The 23612-nt window shown below is 33.6% G+C and carries 27 protein-coding genes, 1 tRNA gene, 4 pseudogenes and 1 other annotated feature; of the genes and pseudogenes, 23 read left to right on the forward strand and 9 right to left on the reverse strand.

What is annotated here, in order from left to right:
- Nucleotides 1–13 precede the first annotated feature (13 nt).
- Complete coding sequence (gene glyA, locus JZO69_RS04330) at nt 14–1252, forward strand: serine hydroxymethyltransferase (protein WP_207111671.1); 1239 nt, start codon at nt 14–16, stop codon at nt 1250–1252.
- A 79-nt stretch (nt 1253–1331) separates the two neighbouring features.
- Entirely contained in the window at nt 1332–1961 is a 630-nt protein-coding gene (gene upp / locus JZO69_RS04335; protein WP_207111672.1) for a uracil phosphoribosyltransferase, read from the forward strand.
- A gap of 98 nt (nt 1962–2059) precedes the next feature.
- Here upp and JZO69_RS04340 read toward each other — a convergent pair whose 3' ends face one another.
- The gene (locus JZO69_RS04340; RefSeq protein ID WP_010763354.1) at nt 2060–2296 is read right to left on the reverse strand and encodes a hypothetical protein; all 237 of its coding nucleotides are present in this window, start codon (nt 2294–2296) and stop codon (nt 2060–2062) included.
- Nucleotides 2297–2434: 138 nt separating this feature from the next.
- Here JZO69_RS04340 and JZO69_RS04345 point away from each other — a divergent pair.
- Nucleotides 2435–2507 (forward strand) — tRNA-Thr (locus JZO69_RS04345).
- Nucleotides 2508–2583: 76 nt separating this feature from the next.
- Here the strand turns inward: JZO69_RS04345 and JZO69_RS04350 are convergent.
- From JZO69_RS04350 to JZO69_RS04370, 5 genes and pseudogenes are all read right to left on the reverse strand, one after another.
- The gene (locus JZO69_RS04350; RefSeq protein ID WP_207111673.1) at nt 2584–3267 is read right to left on the reverse strand and encodes a phage integrase SAM-like domain-containing protein; all 684 of its coding nucleotides are present in this window, start codon (nt 3265–3267) and stop codon (nt 2584–2586) included.
- A 252-nt stretch (nt 3268–3519) separates the two neighbouring features.
- On the reverse strand, nt 3520–4080 hold the full coding sequence (locus tag JZO69_RS04355; RefSeq protein ID WP_207111674.1) for a hypothetical protein: 561 nt from the start codon (nt 4078–4080) through the stop codon (nt 3520–3522).
- 19 nt (nt 4081–4099) lie between these two features.
- Nucleotides 4100–4675, reverse strand: a complete 576-nt coding sequence (locus JZO69_RS04360) for a hypothetical protein (protein ID WP_207111675.1) — start codon at nt 4673–4675, stop codon at nt 4100–4102.
- A gap of 22 nt (nt 4676–4697) precedes the next feature.
- A pseudogene (locus tag JZO69_RS04365) lies at nt 4698–5297 on the reverse strand (ImmA/IrrE family metallo-endopeptidase).
- Nucleotides 5298–5311: 14 nt separating this feature from the next.
- Nucleotides 5312–5653, reverse strand: coding sequence for a helix-turn-helix domain-containing protein (locus JZO69_RS04370; protein WP_086329229.1), 342 nt, complete (start codon nt 5651–5653; stop codon nt 5312–5314).
- Between the two features lie 533 nt (nt 5654–6186).
- On the opposite strand from JZO69_RS04370, the gene JZO69_RS04375 reads away from it, so the two are divergent.
- Entirely contained in the window at nt 6187–6444 is a 258-nt protein-coding gene (locus JZO69_RS04375; RefSeq protein ID WP_207111676.1) for a hypothetical protein, read from the forward strand.
- A gap of 158 nt (nt 6445–6602) precedes the next feature.
- Nucleotides 6603–6818: a hypothetical protein gene (locus JZO69_RS04380; RefSeq protein ID WP_207111677.1), complete on the forward strand. Its 216-nt coding sequence runs from the start codon at nt 6603–6605 to the stop codon at nt 6816–6818.
- Here the strand turns inward: JZO69_RS04380 and JZO69_RS04385 are convergent.
- Nucleotides 6815–7033 carry a hypothetical protein gene (locus JZO69_RS04385; protein WP_207111678.1) on the reverse strand — a complete coding sequence of 73 codons (219 nt, stop codon included), beginning with the start codon at nt 7031–7033 and terminating at the stop codon, nt 6815–6817. The genes JZO69_RS04380 and JZO69_RS04385 overlap by 4 nt on opposite strands.
- A gap of 470 nt (nt 7034–7503) precedes the next feature.
- On the opposite strand from JZO69_RS04385, the gene JZO69_RS04390 reads away from it, so the two are divergent.
- The 11 genes and pseudogenes from JZO69_RS04390 (at nt 7504) to JZO69_RS04435 (ending at nt 15201) form a co-directional block, all read left to right on the forward strand.
- Complete coding sequence (locus JZO69_RS04390; protein WP_207111679.1) at nt 7504–8379, forward strand: hypothetical protein; 876 nt, start codon at nt 7504–7506, stop codon at nt 8377–8379.
- 28 nt (nt 8380–8407) lie between these two features.
- Entirely contained in the window at nt 8408–8857 is a 450-nt protein-coding gene (locus JZO69_RS04395) for a hypothetical protein (RefSeq protein WP_207111680.1), read from the forward strand.
- Between the two features lie 99 nt (nt 8858–8956).
- The gene (locus tag JZO69_RS04400; RefSeq protein ID WP_207111681.1) at nt 8957–9478 is read left to right on the forward strand and encodes a hypothetical protein; all 522 of its coding nucleotides are present in this window, start codon (nt 8957–8959) and stop codon (nt 9476–9478) included.
- Nucleotides 9479–10016: 538 nt separating this feature from the next.
- Entirely contained in the window at nt 10017–10262 is a 246-nt protein-coding gene (locus JZO69_RS04405; RefSeq protein ID WP_207111682.1) for a hypothetical protein, read from the forward strand.
- A 73-nt stretch (nt 10263–10335) separates the two neighbouring features.
- Nucleotides 10336–10547, forward strand: a pseudogene (locus JZO69_RS16595) (hypothetical protein).
- Between the two features lie 36 nt (nt 10548–10583).
- A complete protein-coding gene (locus JZO69_RS04410) occupies nt 10584–11138 on the forward strand; it encodes a hypothetical protein (protein WP_207111683.1) in 555 nt (184 codons plus the stop codon).
- 49 nt (nt 11139–11187) lie between these two features.
- A pseudogene (gene terS / locus JZO69_RS04415) lies at nt 11188–12021 on the forward strand (phage terminase small subunit).
- Between the two features lie 43 nt (nt 12022–12064).
- A pseudogene (locus tag JZO69_RS04420) lies at nt 12065–12660 on the forward strand (peptidoglycan recognition protein family protein); the annotation flags it as partial.
- Between the two features lie 66 nt (nt 12661–12726).
- Nucleotides 12727–12927: an SH3 domain-containing protein gene (locus JZO69_RS04425; protein WP_347401569.1), complete on the forward strand. Its 201-nt coding sequence runs from the start codon at nt 12727–12729 to the stop codon at nt 12925–12927.
- Nucleotides 12928–13377: 450 nt separating this feature from the next.
- Nucleotides 13378–14838 carry a MucBP domain-containing protein gene (locus tag JZO69_RS04430; protein WP_207111685.1) on the forward strand — a complete coding sequence of 487 codons (1461 nt, stop codon included), beginning with the start codon at nt 13378–13380 and terminating at the stop codon, nt 14836–14838.
- Between the two features lie 177 nt (nt 14839–15015).
- On the forward strand, nt 15016–15201 hold the full coding sequence (locus tag JZO69_RS04435) for a hypothetical protein (protein ID WP_207111686.1): 186 nt from the start codon (nt 15016–15018) through the stop codon (nt 15199–15201).
- 134 nt (nt 15202–15335) lie between these two features.
- Here JZO69_RS04435 and JZO69_RS04440 read toward each other — a convergent pair whose 3' ends face one another.
- The gene (locus JZO69_RS04440; RefSeq protein WP_242586543.1) at nt 15336–15704 is read right to left on the reverse strand and encodes a hypothetical protein; all 369 of its coding nucleotides are present in this window, start codon (nt 15702–15704) and stop codon (nt 15336–15338) included.
- A gap of 142 nt (nt 15705–15846) precedes the next feature.
- Here JZO69_RS04440 and JZO69_RS04445 point away from each other — a divergent pair, with 142 nt between their 5' ends.
- From JZO69_RS04445 to JZO69_RS04470, 6 genes are all read left to right on the forward strand, one after another.
- Complete coding sequence (locus JZO69_RS04445) at nt 15847–17031, forward strand: FtsW/RodA/SpoVE family cell cycle protein (RefSeq protein ID WP_207111687.1); 1185 nt, start codon at nt 15847–15849, stop codon at nt 17029–17031.
- A gap of 18 nt (nt 17032–17049) precedes the next feature.
- On the forward strand, nt 17050–17406 hold the full coding sequence (locus JZO69_RS04450; protein ID WP_069645553.1) for an arsenate reductase family protein: 357 nt from the start codon (nt 17050–17052) through the stop codon (nt 17404–17406).
- Nucleotides 17406–17741, forward strand: a complete 336-nt coding sequence (locus JZO69_RS04455; protein WP_207111688.1) for a glycine cleavage system H family protein — start codon at nt 17406–17408, stop codon at nt 17739–17741. The genes JZO69_RS04450 and JZO69_RS04455 overlap by 1 nt, the downstream gene beginning before the upstream one ends.
- A gap of 48 nt (nt 17742–17789) precedes the next feature.
- Nucleotides 17790–18034, forward strand: a binding site (T-box leader).
- A 170-nt stretch (nt 18035–18204) separates the two neighbouring features.
- Nucleotides 18205–19242: a methionine ABC transporter ATP-binding protein gene (locus JZO69_RS04460; protein ID WP_207111689.1), complete on the forward strand. Its 1038-nt coding sequence runs from the start codon at nt 18205–18207 to the stop codon at nt 19240–19242.
- A gap of 49 nt (nt 19243–19291) precedes the next feature.
- Nucleotides 19292–19921, forward strand: coding sequence for a methionine ABC transporter permease (locus JZO69_RS04465; protein ID WP_207111854.1), 630 nt, complete (start codon nt 19292–19294; stop codon nt 19919–19921).
- Nucleotides 19922–19956: 35 nt separating this feature from the next.
- On the forward strand, nt 19957–20808 hold the full coding sequence (locus JZO69_RS04470; protein ID WP_207111690.1) for a MetQ/NlpA family ABC transporter substrate-binding protein: 852 nt from the start codon (nt 19957–19959) through the stop codon (nt 20806–20808).
- 46 nt (nt 20809–20854) lie between these two features.
- Here JZO69_RS04470 and hemH read toward each other — a convergent pair whose 3' ends face one another.
- Nucleotides 20855–21796: a ferrochelatase gene (gene hemH / locus JZO69_RS04475; RefSeq protein ID WP_207111691.1), complete on the reverse strand. Its 942-nt coding sequence runs from the start codon at nt 21794–21796 to the stop codon at nt 20855–20857.
- 205 nt (nt 21797–22001) lie between these two features.
- Here hemH and JZO69_RS04480 point away from each other — a divergent pair, with 205 nt between their 5' ends.
- The gene (locus JZO69_RS04480; RefSeq protein ID WP_207111692.1) at nt 22002–23600 is read left to right on the forward strand and encodes a TPM domain-containing protein; all 1599 of its coding nucleotides are present in this window, start codon (nt 22002–22004) and stop codon (nt 23598–23600) included.
- Nucleotides 23601–23612: the final 12 nt, after the last annotated feature.

Here is a 23612-nt window from a genome sequence, read left to right on the forward strand (position 1 = left end):
GGAGGCTTGTTTAATGGATTATAAAACATTTGATCCTGATTTATGGGATGCAATCGCAAAAGAAAATGATCGTCAAGAAAACAATCTGGAGCTGATTGCATCAGAAAACGTTGTTTCTAAAGTTGTTATGGCAGCGCAGGGAAGTATTCTTACAAATAAGTATGCAGAAGGCTATCCTGGCAAACGTTATTATGGAGGTTGCGAATTTATTGATATCGTTGAAGATTTAGCAATTGACCGTGCCAAAGAATTGTTTGGTGCAAAATTTGCGAATGTTCAGCCTCACTCAGGCTCTCAAGCGAATACAGCTGCATATCTTTCATTGATTGAACCAGGGGATACCGTTTTAGGGATGGATTTGTCTGCGGGAGGACATTTAACTCACGGTTCACCAGTCAATTTTAGTGGGAAAACTTATAACTTTGTGAGCTACGGCGTTGATCCGACAACAGAAGTGATCGATTATAATGTTGTGCGTATTTTAGCGCGTGAACATCAACCTAAATTGATCGTTGCAGGAGCCAGTGCGTATTCTCGTACGATCGACTTTGAAAAATTCCGTGAAATCGCAGATGAAGTCGGCGCAAAATTAATGGTAGATATGGCTCATATTGCAGGGCTTGTAGCAGCTGGCTTACATCCTAATCCAGTACCATATGCTGATATCACAACATCAACAACACATAAAACTTTACGCGGCCCTCGCGGTGGACTTATTTTAACAAATGACGAAGATTTAGCGAAAAAAATCAATAGCAATATTTTCCCTGGCATTCAGGGCGGACCATTAGAGCATGTCATTGCTGGTAAAGCAGTTGCTTTTAAAGAAGCACTAGACATTACCTTTAAAGAATACAGCGAACAAGTCATTGAAAATGCTAAAGCGATGACAAAAGTTTTCAATCAAACACCAGAAGCTCGTTTAGTGAGCGGTTCAACAGACAATCATTTATTATTGATCGATGTTAGTGGTTTTGGTTTAAACGGAAAAGAAGCAGAAGCGATTTTAGATAGCGTGAATATCACGGCTAATAAAAACTCAATTCCATTTGAACAGCTTAGTCCTTTTAAAACAAGTGGTATTCGTATTGGTACACCTGCAATCACGACTCGAGGATTTAAAGAAGACGATTGTGTGGAAGTGGCTAAATTAATCGTGAAAGCCTTAAATGATCATGAAAATGAAGCGACTCTTTCTGAGGTTCGTGCCTCTGTTAGTGAGCTGACAAAAAAATATCCACTTTATAAGTAAAAGTTTCGAGTGATTGACTAGTCAATCGCTCGATTTTGTTTTACAATAGGAAGGAATAAATTATTGAAGGAGAATGAGCATGGGAAAATTCCAAGTTATTGATCATCCACTGATCCAACACAAATTAACAATCATTAGAGATAAGGATTGTGGTACAAAGGTTTTTCGTGAAGTCGTGAATGAGATTGCAATGCTTATGGCATATGAAGTTTCAAGAGATATGCCTTTAGAAGACGTTGTTATTGAGACACCAATCTGCAAATCAACACAAAAAACATTATCTGGTAAAAAGGTAGCAATCGTGCCTATTTTACGCGCAGGTATTGGAATGGTAGATGGTATTTTGGAGTTGATTCCAGCAGCAAAAGTTGGACATATCGGTTTATACCGTGATCATGATACATTAGAACCAGTTGAATATTTTGTGAAAATGCCTGAAGATATCGATGCACGTCAATTATTCGTTGTTGATCCAATGTTAGCAACAGGCGGATCTGCAATTATGGCGATCGATGCATTAAAAGCACGTGGCGGCAGCAACATTAAATTTGTTTGTTTAGTTGCAGCGCCAGAAGGTGTGAAAGCTTTACAAGAAGCTCATCCAGATATCGATATTTATACTGCAGCATTAGATGAATATTTAGATAAAGATGGCTACATCGTTCCTGGTTTAGGGGATGCTGGTGACCGTTTGTTTGGAACAAAATAATTAAACGATTTAATAGCTGATCAGAAATAGTTTCATATTTCTGATCAGCTATTTTTTTATAAACAAAAAATCCATCCAATAATAATGGATGGAAGAAGCTATACTTTTTTTAGTTTTTTGTAATTGATGACGATCACACCATTACTTTTAACCATTAAATCTGTGTTATCAGAGTTTTCATCAATTTCCACAACAGCAGAATTATTTAATTGTTTCGTGATAATTCCAGTTTGTGGCTGACCATGCATCAAGAAAGTGACCTGAGTATCAACAGTGAATAAATCCCCCTCCGCAGAAGGCTCAACAGGACGATTAAAGTTACCGAAATTAGACATTCAAAAAAACTTCCTTTCTTAACTATCTCTATTATACCATAAATGAAGAAAAATTTCAGAAAACTAATTTTATTTTAAAAAAGGAACAGTTTCTACCTTTACAAAAGGTAGGTTTAGTTTTATAATTTTGAGTGTATCGCCAGCTTAGCTCAGTCGGTAGAGCAACGCACTCGTAACGCGTAGGTCGTAGGTTCGATTCCTACAGCTGGCATAGTGATAAAGCTTGATACATCAATGTTTTTAGACGTTGACGAATCGGGCTTTTTTATTTTACACCCAAAATGTACCTAAATAAAAATATATTCAAGACTATTTTTATTAATAGAAACAACTTTTTTATCTTTGCCTAATTTCGTCATATAATCACGTATAATCGTTTCTAGTTCTTTTGTTAAGTCTACCATTCGAACTGATCCCGTTGTCTTTGTACGAGTATTTTTCATGCTTCTTTTGTAATCATAAGCCTTGTTGATAGAAACCTTATGATTTACAAAATCGAAATCACTTTTATACAGGCCTATTGTCTCTTGGAATCTAGTACCTAAATACATCATAGTCAAAGCAATATATTTGGGGGTACAATCTTCTGATTTGCTAATTGTATTTCTGAGAATTTTCCATTCATCTAAAGTTAAACTAGCTTTTTTTTCACCGGTAGTATCTCTTCCAACAATTTTAGCATTCCTTGCAGGATTTCTGTAAATATAGCCACTATCTAAAGCTTCATCAAAAACAGCTTTAGTAATGTTGTGTTTGTCAGTTACGGTTCGTTTAGCTCTATTTTGATCAATTCCCATATAATTAATCCATCGTTGATATTTAATTATATCAATACTTTTTAATGAAACATCGATTCCAAAAAATTCAACAAGTGATTTCCTTGTCGTCTTGATTTTGTTGTAATGATCAGGGCTAACAGCACCTTTTTTAAATGTATCTACCCACAAAACATAAAATGGAATTAATAACATTTTTCTGGAGATATACCATTTAGAGAATTAGCTTTTATTCTCGTTTCATATTCATAACATTCTTTAGAAGTTGTCTGAGTAGTGTACTTGTCAATCCAATTCCCTTTTTGGGGTTTTAACTTTAAATCTATATGAATACATACCATTTTTTAATTTCTTCGGCTTTGCCATAATATCTTTTTCCTTCCGGTGTTAGCCAAAACATTATGAGGGTAGATATATGGGCTTATTTCGCATCACTCCTTTCAAATTTCAATGCATGTCAAAGTCATTATTTAATATTCTGCTTAAAATTACATTAAATTCAATTGTATCAGTAGCTTCTAGTAAAATGACTTTGCCCGATTCTCGATACAAGTGAGTTCCATCAGTAAAAGGTTTCATACCAACGATACTTGATAAACTAATTGTTTTCATTCCATTATCGTTAACAAAGATTATTCTTTTGTTAGTTAAAAAAGGAACTCCGGAAAAAACTACGTTCCATTCAGTGACTCTACTAGAATTATGTTTTGTAGATCCAATTTTATAATGAACGCCTTTGGCAATTCTGAAAGAATATTTTAAACCAGAATAATTGGTTTTCACTGTTCTTGTTTTTTGTTCTTGCCACCTAAAGTATTCAGTTGCAGAAAAGTAACAAAACTCATTACTTTTTAAGTTTATTCCATCAATTTTTGCAGCTCGTTTTGATAAATTTTCGTTGGATAAATTGTTGATTAGTTTTTCTTGCTCAACTTCTTCTGTAAAAATTCTAGCATCTTCTATAGCCTTTTCTGTTGCTCTTTCTTCTTTTGATTTAAAGAACCACATTTATACTCCTCCAATTAATTTATTCTATACTTTCAAATACTTCTTTGTATTTGTTGAATTCTTCATCCAATTTTTTTTGACCTTTAGAATCTTTCGGCTGATAAGTATACATCAGAGACAATATATTTTTATTTGTCGCCATGTAAAGAGGACTATAAGACTCTTCTTGTAAGTATTTTTCTCCATTTGTTAATTCTTCTTCTGACTTGTAGGGTTCTATGCCAATACCACTCACTCCTTCTATAATATGAGTGGTAAAGTTCATCTGACTGATAAATTGTGTTGGACTATTCTCAATATCAGACTCATTTGGGAAGTATTCAAAAGAATTTGAGCCGTCCGATTTTTCAAGTGATAAATGAGCATCAAGAAAAGCTTTTACAATTTTTTTATTTGTATCTGATTTCATATTAGATAAAATCTGTTCTTCATTTTGTGTTGAATCTTTTTCTGAGCTGGAGGAACTTTCCAACTCTTTAACTCTAGATTCTAATTGATCAACTTTACTGTCAGATGATTCTTTTTTATCGTTGTTAAATCCGCATCCAGCTAAAAATAATCCACTAAACAAACTAAAAATAATAATTTTTTTCATTTCAAATCCTTGCTTTCAACTGTTAGAAACTCATTTTTATAGTTTCAATAATTTTTGAATTGTCACCAGAATATCTAAAAGTATTTAATACTTGTCTTGCAATATTAGGGTTAAGCATAAATAACTTTGTTAAAAATCAAATAGCCGAACATGGAGAGCTGAGTTGCTTAGTTGGAATTCGTCGCACATTTTCGAGAAGCTCATCTCATTTTTTAGACAATCTTTTATTGCTTCATTGTTGGCCGTTGCTAACGATGCGAATACGTTGGCTCTTTGTTCTCTAGGCATATCCTTTTCCGAATAACCACTACCATTTAACAATTCCAAAAAGCCTTACCTATATTCCTTCTGGTTTAGATCAAAAAGGAATGGCAATTTCATGTAAAATAGAAAAACATTGTCTACCATCGCCCATTTTCAGTATATTTGCAGAGAGTAGATTGGATGAAACGTGACCAAACCCATATGGAACAATCTTGATATTTTCCACATCTATTGCGTAATCTCTATAATGATCCCACCTTAAATCTTTTAGTTCAAGCCCATAGTAACCAGCAATTTTTTCAATTACTTGATAACTTTGATCATGGTATTCAAAATAAGTGTCGTAGTCTAGGTTCATTAAGCATCATCCAATCACTTCTCTAGTTTTTTCTTCATAAATTCAAGATAATCTTTTAGCTCTTCTTTCAACTTTTCTTTATCCTCATCAGACAGATCCTGAGTGTTTAATCTAAAGAAAGTAATTAAATCTTCATCACCAAGTTCATCAGAAGTGGTTGGATTGTCGGTTCTTCCAAGAAGGTAGTCAGTTGTAACGTTAAAATAATCAGCAACCTTTTGTAAGTTGACACCACCAGGGACTTTTTTCTTCCAAGCGTATAATGTGTTTTTGCCAAGTCCAATTCTTTCTTCCAATGTATTAACTGAAATTCCTTGTTGATCACACAGTTTTTTTAACCTGTCAAAAGCTGTCATAGCAATATCCTTTCCAAGCAATTACAGAACAAGTAAAACTATTGTTTAAAAAAAGTTTTCGTTTTAAACCTAAGTGCAATAAGCTATGTTCGTAAGCAAATTTAGTTAGCTAACTATTTGACAAACAAAACCTTAAATCAAATACATTAATTCGTTGGGGAACGTGTGAAATGTTATTTTGTAGGCTTTTATAGTCTTATTTAGCTATAACTAGATATTAAACTATTGTTTAGAAAGTGTCAAAATTTTTTATGAAATTAGCTAATTAAGTTAGCTTACTAAAAAAATCAGAAGGAAGTGATCGTGGGTCACAGGAGTTTATCACAAGTGTCAGAGTTCAACTCGCTAAGCATGGCAAGTCTCAGGCTTGGTTAGCGCGACAGATCGGAATTTCAAAACCTTATATGTCGGATATTATGAAAGATCGTAGAAGCCCTGAAAGTAAGATTCCGGAAATAAAATCAGCAATTGAATCGCTCGAAGCAATTAATAATTAAAAAATGTTAGCCAAAACATTATGAGGTCGATATGAAATGAGCTTAGAAAAAGAAATAGAAAAAATTGTTGAAAAGAAGTTTGAAGAACTGCAACAGCCAATCCAAACGATAGACCACAGACCGTGGATATTTAAAGCAGATGTAGCCGAAGTTCTAGGTTACACGAAAGAATGGGTTACTAAGAAATTTACGAAAGAACAAATATACATCAAGAAGAAGCTTATCAAAAAACAAGGTGGGCAGTGGAACCATAAGCATCCTGAATTTTTAGAGTTTGTTCACGATAATTTTTAAGGAGCGTGATTAATTGATCACCACAGCCAACCTAATCCTACTAACAGTATCGATCATCTGTTTTGCCACAGGCGAGACAACGCAAGGCAGTGAGTTTTAGTGGTGATGTATATCTGTTGGGTAGTAGCTAGAATACAGAAATCAGGAGAAGGAGACCAATGAATGAATTACCACTAAAATATGAAGGTATGACTAACGGACAGCTAGTCAACATTATCAAATCTCAAAATTCTAAGTTGATAAGGCAAGAGGCAGTCATCAAGAAATACAAGAAACATTTAGAACAAGTGATTGAGTTTAGTTCAGTTGAAAAGTATCGAGAAACAGTTAAAAGAAATAGAGGAGCAGCTGGAACTACTCCTCTAGATAATTAACCGGTATGACATTCTCTGCAACACCAATAACAACCATCAAAATTAAAACCCTTACCTTGGTTAGCTTGCTCCATATGTCTAATAGCTTCACGGCAGTTGCTAAACGTACCAACCGAGACTCTGTTTTCAGGTAATGGTAAATAAGAACAATTTAAATCATGAATTTCATGTCTGCCCTTATCATCAGCATGCTTATTACAAATATAATTTGGCATCTGTTTCACCTCGCTTAATTATTTCAGCAGACCACCTGCTGATAGATAAAGTATACCAAGGTAAATGATTTCTAATAATATGAATTGGAAAGGAGCAACCGAAATAAGCCTTAAGACCAGAATGAAAATAGTCACAAACAAAAGAAATACTTTAGAAAAAGCTCTAAAAACTAATGACAAATTTCTGATGCATGAAACTTCCTTTTAACATACCAGCGGATGATCAACTTATTATAGCCACTCACAGGTAAATACCTAGTTTACAGCCTGTGGGTGTTTTAAATTATTGATAGAAACAGAACTTTTGTTCGCGTATAATGAAATCATAATCCTTGAGCTTCTTTCTGTTTTAATCAAATTAGCAGATATTAATTACAAGGAGTGTGTAAAAAGATTAAAAAGATTCATTTTTTAAATTCGATATGTTTAGACTGGGTTTTGATTCGAAAGGGAATTCAGTTCAAGAGTTTTTGGATACAAAATCCAAATTAGTATTTCTTGACGAAATTATCAATAATAAATTGAATTTAAATAATTCAATAAAAATACTTAAAGATTTAAATATGCCTAACGGACAATCAGCTATTTTAGAAGTGATTACGAAAAATGATTTCTATATATTTGGAAAACTAGGAAGAGAACACGATATTAATCAATTCCAAATTAGGAAAAGCGATACTTTGGAACCACGAAATATTAGTAAAGCTACTGATGAGTTATTCGAATCATTTTCTTATTTTTTAATTAATAAATCAACTTTTGCTGTCTCATACTTAAAAGAAAGTACAGCACCTAGTATTTCTTATCTTTCAGCATTAATTACGAATGAGTTTAAAAGCACTGATAAAATATGGGGCTGGATTGAATGTTTAGTTGATGAAAATGCTATAAAGGCGTTGAGTGGAAAAGACATGATCGGCACTATGTATTACGATTTAACGTTACCGCCAGAATATACCAAACAGCTTTTAGGGCTTACTGAAAAAGAGTATGATCTTTTACAAAATCAAAAAGGCATAAAAGTCGGAGTGACCTTGAAAGCTGAAAAAAGAAAGACATCAGTTTTTGAAAATAACGAAAATGCCGAAACATTTTTTAGATCATTACGTAAAAAAGGATCGAATCTTAAAATAAAAGCTAAAGATGACAATGATGAGATGATGCAAGACTTTAAACTAGTGGATAATCCCTTTACAAAAAATGTCAATTTTGAATATAATGTAAGTAGTCTGACAGACGTGAAGTCTATTCAAACGTCAATAGAAGACCAATTGTGGTATAAGTCTCAACAAATTGAACAAGCAATATTAAGATATATTGGAATTGAAAATGACGCTTTAGAATAATATTTTTTTGAAAGAGGGTGACGTTATTATGAAAGAATACGTTAAAGACAATACCGTTACTGCTATTGTGTTTGGGGTTTCAACGTTAATAATTGTTTTTACCATGATCTGTCAAAGAGAAGCATTATCTAAAGAGGTCGAGTCTGATAGTTTATACAATCTACTAACTGTTAATACAATTTTTTCTGGATTTTTATATTCAATGCTTGGTAACATGGTTGAATTTAATTCAAGAAAAGAAATTCAAGAAAAAGATACTGCAGGTTATGTCGATAAGTATTATAGCCCAGTGTACTTTGGGTTGTTCTATCTTATTACGGCTATTTTGTTGGAAATTTTGATTTTATTCTTTCACGTAACACTTTTATTGAAGTATCTCTTATTTATACAAGAAGCATTTTCTTTAGTAGGCATAGTATACTTTGTAATTTCAACACTTATGCTAAGAAAAATGATAAATAAAGTGCGAAAGAAATAAAAAATAAGTCATCGCTTATGCGGTGGCTTTTTATATTGAACCTTTCATTTTAATGTCCTTTATGTTAAAATTAATTATCAAAAAGAAAGGAGTTTTTGTATGTTTAGAAAAAGTTTATTAATTGCAAGTTGTTTGGTAGGGGTTGGATTGTTTTCAGGAGCTAAAACAGCAGAGGCGACTGATGGAATGGAGTCGTTACCAAAGACTCATATAAATCCAAGAGTGAGTGTATTAAGGAGAGAGTTAACAATTGCAAGTGGAGATAGAATGACGGTATCTGTAGATGGGATTGTTAATAAAGAAAAGTTTGCGTCAAAGTTGCTTGTGAAAATTAAACCTGAAAATCCTAATAAAGATTTCTTCGGGGTAACCCAGCACACTTACATCAATGGCTTAGTGCTGAATGACTTTGTATTTAACGGTAATTCAATTATTGAGCATAAGTGGTCACCCTTTACGGATGAATCATATAAAGACGTAGAAAAATATGGAGCAAATCAAAGGATTACGATAACTAACTACTCGTTGGTACCACTGAAATTTACAATTGGGTATGCAACAGGAATTCATTTTAAATCAAATGGATGTGTAGACTACAGTGATATAGACTTTGATTTATAATAAACAAAGAAAGGAGACAGCTCAACGTATCTCCTTTTCTTGTGCTTTGGTTTATACTGCTTATCCCTGTGACGGTGATAGATATCATGCAGTATTTTAACCATGGGTAAAGTTTTAAACAGTAAATCTAATATGGCAGTACCTCCTTGTGAGGTTGCCGAGTCAATGCATTATTATTGTAGTGTAAAGTTAACCAAGAATAAATACAATTTACATAGTGCATGATAAATATAGTATAATTAAATTAGAAAAGAGGTGAGAATTATGAAGAGACTTAGTCGAAATGATTTTGTGCACGAATTATCAAATATGATTGAAGATAATGTTACTCTTACTGTACTCATTCGCGGGTATTTTCATTAAGAAAAGTTATCAGGTGTTTTGGCTGCAATCGAATCAATGATTGTTTGAAAAATCATTTAAAAAGAAATTTCCTAAAGTAAAATAAAATCAAACGTATAATTTTGCGAATTCTAAGAATAGATTTATAAGGAAGACAAACGCATCTGACAAATTTGGTTATAATGAAGATTTTATAGTGTTTTATCCTGTTGAATCATTGTTTTTTAAAGAGAAAGATACTGAATCATTTATTTCTCAGTTGAAAAATTCACCTGTTCCAATTAAAATTATTATTACTACAAATGATTACTATGAACGAGCTGAAAAATTATATCCTTTTGTTGATGAAGTTATAATTTTGGATGTTAACGAATTGCATGCTGAAACTTACAGTACTTTAGAAAGTAATCTTAAGCGCGAAGGCCGAGTTTTATCTTATTAATAAAAGTTAGAATAATCAAGGCTCTCTTTAATGAGCTTTTTTTAATAGAATGAAGTGTTAAATTTATGGATAAATGGGAACAAATATAGAACATAGTGATTTTAATTTAGAGTATGAGATCGAAAAGGCTCTGGAGAAAGCTGAATCGGTCGAAGGGTATAAAAAAACATTCAACTAGCGCTTGGTCAATGGTTGCAGAATTTGAAAGAGGGCGAGATCAAACTCAACTCAGTATCTGATTTTATAACGCTGATTGAAGCTGATTTGATGTTGAAAAATATTTAAAAGTAAGCTATTTTTTTGGTAAAAAGGAGTATAAACATGGATATAAAGTTGAAAGTAGTTTTTGAAAAAGAAAATAAAAAGAAAAGTGAAGTTAAACAGTATTTTAATGATAATATGCCTAGACTTTTATTCTCATCTGGTGTCGCTGGCTTTTCTAGTATCTATTATGTTAGCGTTATGTACCAACTAGACAAAACTGGATTTTTTAAAGCGAGTAAAGAAAAAATTGATCTTCCGTTTGAAATTTACCTTGCCACTGTTCTATTCATGATAGGACTATGGGCAATTTTGTATGCTTGTGCTATTTATGCAGGTAAAAGTAATAATGATGCTATGATTACATTGACTGTTGCTTTTTTAAGTTTTATTGTCTTATTTTTTGCTTCATTTCTGTTGATGAATAGCCCGCAAACAACAGCTGGTTGGATTACCTGTATAATGATTTGGTGTCTTTTAATTTGTTCAATATGTAGTTTCATTCTACTTACAATAAGTAGTTTAATAAAAAAATTTATGCTTCTTGATAACCAAGAACAGTTTACTATAGGTTTAGCTGTATTCACATTTATTTTAGGCATTTTATTAAAATAAAGGTAAAACGAAAATCAACAAACAATGATCGTGAGGTGGTGTGATATGGATTGCTAGACAGAGAGATCCTAGAAGGTATCAAGCAAAGGAAATCTGGCTAAAATCAAATGGAGAAAAGATTTTAAAGGATATTGCCGAAGAAATAGGAGTGTCAGATTCTCAAATAAGAAAATGGAAATCAATTGATAAATGGAGCGCTGAATTGAAAGGTAATGTTACTAATGATAAAGGTAACGTTACTAATCAAGGAGGCGCTTCTTTGGGTAATCAGAACGCTAAAGGGAACAAGGGTAACAGCAGGGCGTCACCGCCAAAAGGTAATAAGAATGCGGTTAAGAGTGGGGAATATGAAACGATATTTGCAGAATACTTATCCGATGATGAGAGGAAGATTTATTCAACTATGAGTGATGATCCTTCTTTTATTATGTCCGAAGAGGTCCGTTTGTTGAAATTTTGACAACTAAGAATGTTGAGGCGGATTCAGGAAGCGGAGAACGGGCTAGATCAAAGTGAACAACAAATCCTTTACGAGTTACGAGGTCGCAAAAATGTAATGGAAAGAAAAGGAAAGTCGATCGAAGTTTCTTTACCTGAACTTCAAATGACCGAGATGAAAGAAAAGACTTTCCGTAAGATTGACGATATCTTGGCCATAGAAGAAGCACTAACTCGAATCAGTAATCAGCTTACAAGAGCCATTAAACAGTTGAGCGAATTAGAAATTAATTCAAAACGAATAGAAGTGTTTGACGCTCAGGAAGCCAAGTTGCGTGCTAAAGTAGAAAAGCTAAAAGGAGCTAATAAAGGAAATAAAGAAGCGAATACGTGGGAAGAAATGCTCTTAGAAGCTGAAAAGGAGTTGAACAATGCAAATGAATAAAAAAGCATTGAAGAAACTCATTATTCTTTGAAGGCAGAATCCAATTATATTCTGGGTGCCGATCAGAGAGGAAGCATACACAGTTGAACAAGACCAATTCAGTTCAGCTATCATCCTGGGTATGCTAGTAACGAGATTATTGTGTTACATGAAGCGGGAAATCCTAGTAATGTAGGGGCTGATAGTTTAGATCGTGAAGTAATTTTTATGAAGCGCAATTGGCAAAATGCTTATGTGTCTTATTTTGTTGGAAGTGGTGGACGTGTTAAGCAGTTAGCACCTAATGGTTATTATCAATACGGGGCTGGAGCTACTGGAAATAGTAAGGCATATGCACAAATTGAGTTAGCTCGTACAAATAATGCGGAAATTTTAAAAAAAGACTATGCTACATACGTAAATCTTACTCGTGATTTAGCTAAACAAGCTGGATTTACATTTGATTTGGATGATGCCACGCCATATGGTATTAAAACGCACTTATGGGTTACTCAAAATTGGTGGGGTGATCATACTGATCCTTATAGCTATTTAGCTAGTCAGGGTATAAGTAAAGCACAATTGCAACATGATCTATTTAATGGGTTACCAGACAATGGAGAGCATAATTTGGATAAGCCGACAGAACCAAATAAACCAGTTGAACCTCAAACAGGAAAGCGGTCTGCAATGTCTGGAGTATTTACAACAAATTAAAGTTTGCCGGTGTCTAAAGATACTACAGTTGAGAGTGCTGCACTCGCTTGGTATGATCCAAACGAATCAATTATATACAATAGTTATATACAATCTGCTAACTACGTTTGGATTAGTTATATTGATTATGGCGGTACTCGTCGTTATGTTGCAGTTGGTCCAGATGGTGGCCAGATTGATACAACTTGGGGGAGAGGATTCTTTAATTAAGTAAAAAATCGCCCTCCTGAATTAACAGAAGAGCCTTGAATTTATTATGTTTTGGCTAACAAAATTTTTACACCTAAAAATGTACCCAAATTTTTATTTTTACACCCAAATCCACCCAAAAATTTAAATAAATAATCATTGTTAAAATATGTTATAATCAGTTCCAGGACTGATATAACAGTAAAAATCATAATTAAACTATATTATTAAATTTCGTATTAAAATCTCTCGTAACGCGTAGGTCGTAGGTTCGATTCCTACAGCTGGCATTAATTAAAGGAGAAACAGGCATATCAAAGTTTTTGAACTTTCGGTATGCCTGTTTTATTTTTATGTTAACTAAAACAAAGTGTTCTATTATTTCGTTTTATTAAAATAAAAAAACAGGTTTGAAGTGAATACTGTGTTACGATCGTTTTGACAAAAATAAAAAAAAGCGAGAGGTTACAGATGAAAAAAATTTTGCACTGTATAGGATTCCTAGTAATAGGAGCTTTGATGTTTTATTCTTCATCAGCTTTTGCGCAAGGCAATGTTTCTAGTTCAGGAATGAAAACTTCAGATGATGGGACAGATTATGTTCTTGTGGGAAAGGCTTTTCATGATATTTTCTCTGAACCGACAGAAATAGACTTAAACACAAATAAGTTAGTTTATTTTCAACAAGAATTAACAGTCAATAACGGAACTATGACGAAGTATTTAGCAAAATTTACAAACCAAGACAGCACAGGAGATTCTTGGTTTCAATTTGCCTCGTATCCGACAGTCACTAAAGGGAATGCTAAGTTAACGTATACCACAGATGGAATAAATTATAGTGATATACTACCTGATTTAAATGATCTAGTTGGTTATAAGATGGAGCTTACGCAAGCGATCGTCCATCCAGATGATGCAAATAACCGAGAGCCGGATTTACTTATTTCATTTACAATGACGCCAAAAAGAGACTTTATTCTTGAAAATAATGCCTTGAATAAAGATATTGTTCCTTTTAGCGGTGGATATGATTCGGGTGGTTATGGTACCTATATTGATTGGAGATTTGGAAGAGGGGTACATTTTACTAATATTCCAATACCTGGGGAAGATGTTCAAGTCGTTTATGAAGAGGAAGATGGCACCGTAATTCATGAGCCTCAATTAATGAAGGGTAATATTGGTGATATGTATGATGCTACTACAGATCAATATAAATTGGTCATTCCAGGCTATACTTTAAATCAAAATAAACTTCCAGCCAATGCCGTAGGTCTTTTTACCGCCGAAAAACAAAGCGTAAAATATGTATATAGTAAAGATCCCGTTGCTGCAGCAGATGTAACAGTAAAATATCAAGATACAAATGGAAAAAGCCTTGCGGATGCGATTGTTAAGACAGGAAACATTGGCGATTTGTATTCTACAGAACAAAAAGAGTTTGATGGTTATACATTTAAAGAGGTTCAGGGAAATACTACAGGGATATTCATGGATGAAGCTCAAACAGTAATTTATATCTATGAAAAAAATCCATCTAAGATATCGAATGTAATAGTAAAATATCAAGATACCGATGGAAATAATTTAAGTGCCGAAGTGGTGAAAATTGGAGTAATTGGCGATTCATACGCTACTGAACAAAGAGAATTTGATGGCTATACATTTAAAGAAGTTCGAGGAATAGCAAAAGGATTTTTTACAGATAACGTTCAGGTTGTAACATATGTTTATGAAAGAAAGATAGAAGCAATGATCAATAATCAATCAAACGCTAAACCTGCACAAAAAACCACGCTATTTCCGCCATTGGGTGAAAACAATCAATATTCAAACGTACTAATGATACTCGGAAGTGTGCTAACTATGTGCGTGCTTATATTTTGGATAGGATTAGTGAAGAGGAAAAACAGGAACAATCATGGATAAGTTATTTCAGAGATATTTTATCTAAATAAAATGTAAACTCAAAACCGTACTTATTGAAGGTTTTGAGTTTTTTTAACTATTTTCCATCTATATAAGAGAATCTATTCATAATCTTTGTATATTTACAAAAAAGAGCCTACACTAAATTTATAACTAATTATATAGGAGGAATGCATCATGTCAGAAAAAATTGATAAAATCAATAAATTAGCCAATGAAGCAAAGAAAGAAGTCGAGCGCTTAGAAGACAAACGTCAAGAAAATCTTGGAAATTCTATCAATTATATTGAAAATGAATTGCAGGTCCAACGTTTATATGCACAAATTGAAGCTTATGAAAAAGTTTTGGATATTGTAAAATAACTCTATTTTTATAATGATGTAGTTTACAAAACCAATTTTAATACCAATAGGCTAGGCAAAACGATTTTAGTTTTGTCTGGCCTATTTTTTGTTATAAGGTTCAATAAAAAATAGTGTTCATTAGCTGATCATTCTCAATAATTAGTTTCATCATAAAGAATAAATTTTCTTCGATTAATTAAATCAGTAGCGCCTAAAAATTCATTAGTGTTTTCATATCGAAATGTGATGTAAGGAATCTGTTTTTTATCTGGATATAACGTACTGGCTGTTTTTTCTTGAATTAGAAAACCGATAGTATCCATATATTTTTTCTTCGCACTATTACGTTCATACTTTATATCTAAAGGTACGGTTACTAGTAAACTTCGATAACTATTATATTTTCTATCAATTTTGATAATCGTATTTTCAGATGAAGTAACAACCTCTTCTAAAAGTGTAGGCATTTCATTATTAATTTCTTCTACTAATTTATCTTCATCAATATTGAAAGGACACATTTGTCAAAATAAAAAAACAATGTAAATATAGCTACTAAATTTGTACTTTAAAGTTTTTCCAAAATCATCAAGTCTATACTTTCTTTTCTCCCTATAGAAAGTTATAATAAAAGGCGTATGATTTAAGGAAAAGGGATGACGAATGAATAAAAATAAATTAATGCGCAACTTAGATAATAGAATTGATTATGGTGTAATCTTACCTGTGTTCCTTCTTTCGATCATCGGTATACTGTCACTTTATGTAGCTTTAAGTAATGATCCAAACCGACCAGAAATCGGCAATATGCTAATGAAACAAGGCCTATGGTATTTAGTCGGTGGTGTCAGTATTGTGATTGTTATGAATTTTAGCTCTAAACTTCTCTGGCGGTTAACCCCTGTGTTTTATGTAATTGGTTTGATCATGATGGGATTGCTTTTAAAGTTTTATGACCCATATTTAGAAGCGCAAACGGGTTCTAAAAACTGGATCAGTATTGGTGGAACAACTTTTCAGCCTTCAGAATTAATGAAAGTGGCTTTTATTTTGATGCTGGCCTATGTTGTAACGATGCACAATGTGAAGAATATCAACCGAACGATCAAATCTGATTTTTGGTTGATTGGAAAAATGTTGTTGGTCACAATGCCGGTCATTATCCTAATTTTACTACAGGATGACTTTGGTACGATGTTAGTTTTCTTAGCCATTTTTGGTGGTGTATTTTTAATGTCAGGAATTACGTGGAAAATTATTTTACCAACATTTTTGGCGGCTTTATTATTAGGAGCTGGAACAATTTATTTAGTAACTACGACTACGGGACGTGAATTTCTGTATTCAGTTGGTTTTAAACCGTATCAGTTTGATCGAATCGATTTATGGATGAATCCTTTCCATCATGACCCTGATCGTTCTTTCCAACCGGCTTTGGCGATTACTGCGATTGGTTCTGGCGGTTTGCTTGGAAAAGGGTTTAATGTCAGCGATGTGTATGTACCAGTCAGAGAATCGGATATGATTTTTACTGTTGTGGGTGAAAACTTTGGGTTCATTGGTGGTTGCTTTATTATCTTGTTATACTTTATCTTGATTTACCGCATGATTCGTGTTTGTTTCGATACGAATAATGAATTCTATGCTTACATTGCAACTGGGATCATTATGATGATCTTATTCCACGTATTTGAAAATATTGGAGCGAATATCGGATTACTCCCATTAACAGGGATTCCGTTACCGTTTATTAGCCAAGGTGGTTCCTCTATTTTGGGAAATATGCTAGGTGTAGGATTGATCATGTCGATGAAATATCAAAAAGAAGCTACGATCGAAAACTATTAAATGAAAGAAGGCGTTAAAATGTACACATTTTTCTGGTATCCAAAATGTTCAACTTGTAAAAAAGCGAAGGCTTGGTTAGATGCTAAACAGGTAAAATACGAAACGATTGATATGATCGAAAATCCTCCAACTGCAAAACAATTAGCAAGCTGGATGGAGCAAAGTGATTTACCCGTTCGCCGTTTCTTTAATACAAGCGGTATTCGTTATAGAGAACAAGGATTGAAAGACAAAGTCAATGACTTTTCGATCAAAGAAGCAAGTGAATTATTAGCGACTGATGGTATGCTGATTAAACGTCCGATTTTTGTTAAAGGTGATCAATTTTTAGCAAATGGATTTAAAGAATCTGATTATGAAGGAGCTATTAAATAATGGCTGAAGAATTGAAAATAATCGATAATCTATGGGTTTTAAAAACAAACGAAGGCTATAAAATTGGTTTAACAAATGAAGCACAAGAAGATTTAGGAAATATCACTTTTGCAACAATGCCTAAGGTTGGTCAATCACTGCAAAAAGGAGATTCACTGATTGAATTGGAAGCTGAAAAAGCTGTAAGTGAATTTAGTACTCCAATCAGCGGAACAATCGTGGCGATCAATGAAGCGGCTGAACAAGATCCAAGTGTATTAGATGATGCAGATCAAACAAATGCCTGGATTGCTATTTTAACCGATGTTGATGAAGCAGAATTAAACCAAGCGTAAAAATTATTGACAAGCCATTTGGATATTGCTATAATTTCATCAATAAAAGTAAAAGCTTTGAAAAGAAGAGTACATGTCGAAAGTGTTTGAAGAGAGCCTTGTTTGCTGGAAATGGGCAACATGATTGAGATGGAAGATGGTCTTTGAGCGGAATAAGTGAGCAGAGGTGAACTTATTACGGGAGTGCCCGTTATAGCACGACAGTATGCGAATTCAAGTACTGTATAAGGCTATTATTGTGAAATAATGGTAAATCAAGGTGGTAACACGAAAGACAAGCTTTCGTCCTTATGTCAGATTCAGACATTTGGGCGGAAGCTTTTTGTATGTTCAACATCATGTTATAAAGTAACTTGATGTTGAACATGCAAAAAGCACTAATCTACAAGATGTTACTCACAATGACACGTATCCTGTAGTATAATAAAACAGAAGCAAAACCAAAGAAAGCGGAGGGAAAAAAATGCCTCTAATCGAATTAGAACACGTACAAAAACAATTTTCTGGAAAAAGCGGACAAGTAACAGCGGTTAACGATGTTTCACTAACCGTCGATCAAGGGGATATTTACGGAATCGTTGGCTACTCTGGTGCTGGTAAAAGTACTTTAGTTCGTTTATTAAACGGCTTGGAATTACCAACACAAGGTGAAGTTATCATCCAAGGGCAAAATGTCGCGAAAATGGCAAACCGAGAACTACGTCAATTTCGTAAAAAAATCGGGATGATTTTTCAACATTTCAATTTATTATGGTCAAGAACGATTTTAGAAAACATCATGTTACCGTTAGAATTAGCAAATGTTCCAAAGAATGTGAGAAAAGAACGTGCACAGGAACTTTTAAATTTAGTTGGCTTAGAAGGGCGTGGAGATGCTTATCCAAGTCAATTATCGGGTGGACAAAAACAACGTGTAGGGATCGCTAGAGCTTTAGCTAATAATCCTGAAATCTTACTTTGTGACGAAGCAACTAGCGCACTGGATCCACAAACGACTGATGAAGTATTGGATTTATTATTAGAAATCAATAAAACATTGAACTTAACGATTGTATTGATTACACACGAAATGCATGTTATTCGTAAAATTTGTAATAAAGTTGCGGTCATGGAATTAGGCCAAATCGTCGAAGAAGGCGATGTGTTAGAAGTCTTTAGACATCCGAAACAAGCTGTTACAAAACGTTTTGTGCAACAAGAATTAGAACCAAAAGAAGATACAGAAGAATTATTACAAGAATTGATCAAAGAAAATCCAGCTGGATTAGTAGCTACTCTTCAATTTAGTGGTGACAATGCGAATGAACCAGTCATTTCTCAAGCAATCCGTAAGTTTGCTGTAGATATCAATGTGGTTCAAGGACAAGTTCAACAAGCTAAAGAAGGCGCGTTTGGCTCCCTAACCGTTATGATTATTGGAACAGCAAGTGAAGTAGAAAAAACATTGACATTCTTTAAAGAAAAAAAAGTTGGTTTGGAGGTGATTCACCGTGGCGAATGAGACATTTGTAGAAAAATATTTAAATTTTAGTCGGGTGAATCCAGAATCAATGCAGCAGGCGGCGATCGATACTATATTCATGACGGTTGTTGCGATGGTTTTTGTTATTATCATTGGATTTTTATTAGGTCTATTACTTTATAGCTTGAGCCGTAACAAATCACCTTATGCAAAAGTTTGTTACAGCATTTTATCCGTTGTCAGCAATATTTTTCGTTCTATCCCATATATTGTCTTGATTATCTTGTTGATGGATTTCTCAAGAAAATTAGTGGGTACAGGAATCGGTGCAAAAGCAGCAATTCCGTCGTTGATCGTATCAGCAGCTCCATTTTATGCTCGCTTAGTTGAAATTGCGTTTCGTGAAGTTGACAGTGGTGTGTTGGAAGCGGCAGATGCAATGGGCGCTTCTAGAATCCAAAAAATCTTTAAAGTATTGATTCCTGAAAGTACCCCAGCGTTACTATCGGGTGTGACGCTTACGACAATCACGATGATTGGTTTCACTGCAATGGCAGGGATCATTGGTGGTGGCGGTCTTGGAGGCCTAGCTTATCAAGAAGGATTTAGCCGCAACAATAATACCGTTACATTAGTCGCAACAGTATTGATCTTGGTTATTGTGTTTATTATTCAGTTTGTCGGCGATCAATTAGTGAAACGGTCTGACAAACGATAAACAATCAAAATAGAAAATAATTGGAGGAAATAAATATGAAAAAGAAATTATTCGGTTTAGCAGCATTAGCAGTTGTTACTTTTGGATTAGTTGCTTGTGGTGGAGCAAAGGATAAAACAGATGATAGTAAATCGGCAGGATCAGATAAAAATTCTTCCGTTTTAAAAGTTGGCGCATCCGCTTCACCTCATGCGGAGATCTTAGAACAAGTAAAACCAATTCTTAAAAAAGAAGGCATTGATCTAGAAATCGTTCAATTTGATGATTACATTTTACCAAATAAAAACTTGGCAGAAGGCGATATCGATGCGAATTACTTCCAACATATTCCATACTTCAATTTACAAGTCAAAGAAAACAATTATGATTTCGCAAATGCTGGCGGGATTCATATCGAGCCAATGGGTCTTTACTCAAAACGAATCAAAGATATCAAAGAGTTAAAAGATGGCGCAACGATCATTACATCAAACTCTGAATCTGACTGGGGTCGCATTATTACGATTTTACAAGATGCTGATTTAGTTACCGTTAAAAAAGGGGTAGATTTAGAAACTGCAACATTTGAAGATATCGATAAAAATCCTAAAAACTTGAAATTTATCCATAACATCAATCCAGAAGTTTTAACAACAACTTACAACAATGATGAAGCAGATCTTGTCGCAATCAATGCTAACTTTGCTTACAGTGCTGGCTTGAATCCGTTGAAAGATTCAATTTTACTTGAGAAAGATAACTCACCATACGTAAATATTGTGGCTGTTCGTTCAGAAGACAAAGATAGCGATAAAATCAAAAAATTGGTTGATGCATTACACAGTAAAGAAATCCAAGATTGGATCCTTGAAAAATGGGATGGATCTGTAAAACCTGTAGATAAATAATAAAAAAAGACAGAAAAAATCTTAATTGATTTTTCTGTCTTTTTTACTATTTTTGTATGATTTTCTCTAAAATATCAACAAAGATCGGGTCAGCATTAAACGGATGAATATAGTGGAAATGTTCGCCACCGTTTTCCATAAAATAGCCGTAATTTTCTTTTTCAATTTCTTCAACTGTTTCTAAACAATCAGAAACGAACCCAGGAGTGATGATCAAAATATTTTTATCCCCTTGTTTAGGTAGCTCTTTTAACGTTTGATCAGTTGCTGGAGTGAGCCATTCAGCTGGGCCAAATTTTGATTGAAACGTACTAATGAAAGGAACATCACCCACTTGTTTCATTACAGCTTTCGTTGTTTGCTCGCAGTGCTCTAAATAATGATCGCCTTTTTCCACGTAAGAAACCGGGATACCGTGATAAGAGAAAACAATCTTATCGAACTCTTTTTCAGCTAATGCTTGTTTGATTTGATTGGCTAAAGCTTCAATATATAATGGCTCATCGTAAAATGATTGAATAAAATGTAAACTAGGAATCGCTTCAGCTTTCAAATAAAATTTGGCTACTTCATCAAATATCGGCGCAGTGGTCGTTGTTGAGTATTGCGGATACAATGGAATAATCGTTAAATCGGTAACACCTAGATCATGCATTTCCTTTAAAACTTCTGGAATCAAAGGTTTACTGTAAGACATAGCGTAGCGAACGATGTGATCTGGAAAACGTTCTTGCAACTGTTCAGTTTGTGATTGAGTATAAATAAGTAACGGTGAACCAGCTTCTTGCCAAACTTTTTGGTACAAAGCAGCTGATTTTTTCGGTCTAGTTCGTAAAATAATTCCATGTAAAACAGGTAACCAGATCAAACGGTTAGTATCAATTACCCGTTTATCACCTAAAAAACGCTTTAAGTAAGCACGAACTTCTTTCGTTTCCGGTTTATCCGGAGTACCTAAATTAACAATGATGATTCCTTTTTTAGACATTAAAAAACCTCTTTTCGGATGGCTGGGACAAAATGATTTTTGTTCTAGTCAAAAATTTTCTGAAATCGTTGTAAATTATCTCACAAAGATTGAGGAAAATCAAAAGACGAATTATTTTAAGACTGTCGATTCATATTGAAGTTTATAAAAGCGTATGGAATAATTGAATGATAGGGAGTCTAAAAAAGATATTGGGGTTTAAGGGATGAAAAATAACTATAAGTATAAACAAATAAAAATGATCAAAAGATTTATATTTTTACTGATTTCATTAGGGATTGTTGCATTATATTTTGGGGAAGATGCTGTGGCGGAAAGTTTTTATGTCGATGATGAGGCACAGCTTTTATCTGAACAAACAAAAGAGTTGATTATCCGTGCCAATGAGCAAGATTTTCAACAACTGACCGGTAGTCCGCAATTTGTTGTAAAAACAATTAAACATCTACCGAAAAATCAGTCGATTGAGTTATACGCAGTCGATACGTTTGAAGCGTTAGGTATAGGTACTAAGGAACTGGATAACGGTTTTTTATTTGTCATTGCACTTGATGATCGAAAATATCGATTGGAAGTAGGATATGGCGTAGAGGAAATTATAACCGATAGTATGAAAAGAGAAATAATTCCTTTCGAGATAGAAGAACTTTTCAGAGCAGAAAAGTATGATGAAGGAATCCGAAAAATTAGTCAAAATGTAATTATTACAGTGAAACAAAGATATGGAAGTTATGATATTTCCAGACAAGAAGTAACAAAAGCAAATGAATACATCAATACTTATCAAGAACCAAAGAAAAGCCTGTTTGATTATGTTACTTTAGTCGTAAAATGGGGATTTTACCTAATTATTTTAATCATACTAGTCGTTGTGATTTATGTAGGATCAGTTTATTTGATAAAAAGTGATGCTAAAGATAGCTCACTAATGGCTCCAATGCGCAATAAAAAGATTTTTATTGTGAGCAAAACAAAAAAAGTGTCAATATTTGAGAAGATAGACGGGAGTTATTTAGTCCCAATGCTTTTTGCTCATTTTAATAAATATGAACGCGTGCAAAAGAAAATATCCGAATGCTTGTTTGAAGACGTTATAATCGATTTGGCAAGAAGTATTGGCAAAAGAAAACTAGAGCAAATGCCACAAAAAAATAGACAAACCTATTGTGAAATGTGTATAGAACTTGCGACTCCATTTTGGCCAGACTATTATCTGAAAACTAAGGATATTTTAGTTGACCAAACGCATTTAGAACAGGCAAATGAGCATCTTAAAAGTCGATTGATGGAAAATTATGAACAGATGCAACAAGTATTGGATAGCTTTTTGTTGGCGCGTAAGAATTTTTTTAAAACTAAAACTCTTGTTCAAACATTTTTTAAGACACAGACACTTAAAAAACCTAAACAGGAATCGCTATTAATCATGCTGACGACTTATTTTTTACTATTAAATGAGAACACATTAGCACTAGATTTTTCAGATAGATTAACGGAAAAATTGTCAGATAGAATTCCTAAAGCTTACAAGAAAGCAAAAAAGAAAATTAAAAATATTGACGCTTCATACTATAGAGAAGCAAACAAAGATATTCACGATATGCTTTTTATCACAACTCTTCCAGGTATTGATTTATCAAACTATAAATACATTAAGCACTTAAGTATCATTTCATACATTGATTTCAGTAATATATCATTCAGTGGTGGCTCAGATTCTTATCATAATAGTTCAAGTTCTAGTGGTGATTCTTCTGGTGGTGGCGGTTCATCAGGAGGCGGTGGCTTTTCTGGTGGTTGGTAATTTATTTTCTTC

The sequence above is a fragment of the Candidatus Enterococcus ikei genome, from assembly GCF_017316105.1.
Lineage (GTDB): Bacteria > Bacillota > Bacilli > Lactobacillales > Enterococcaceae > Enterococcus_L > Enterococcus_L ikei.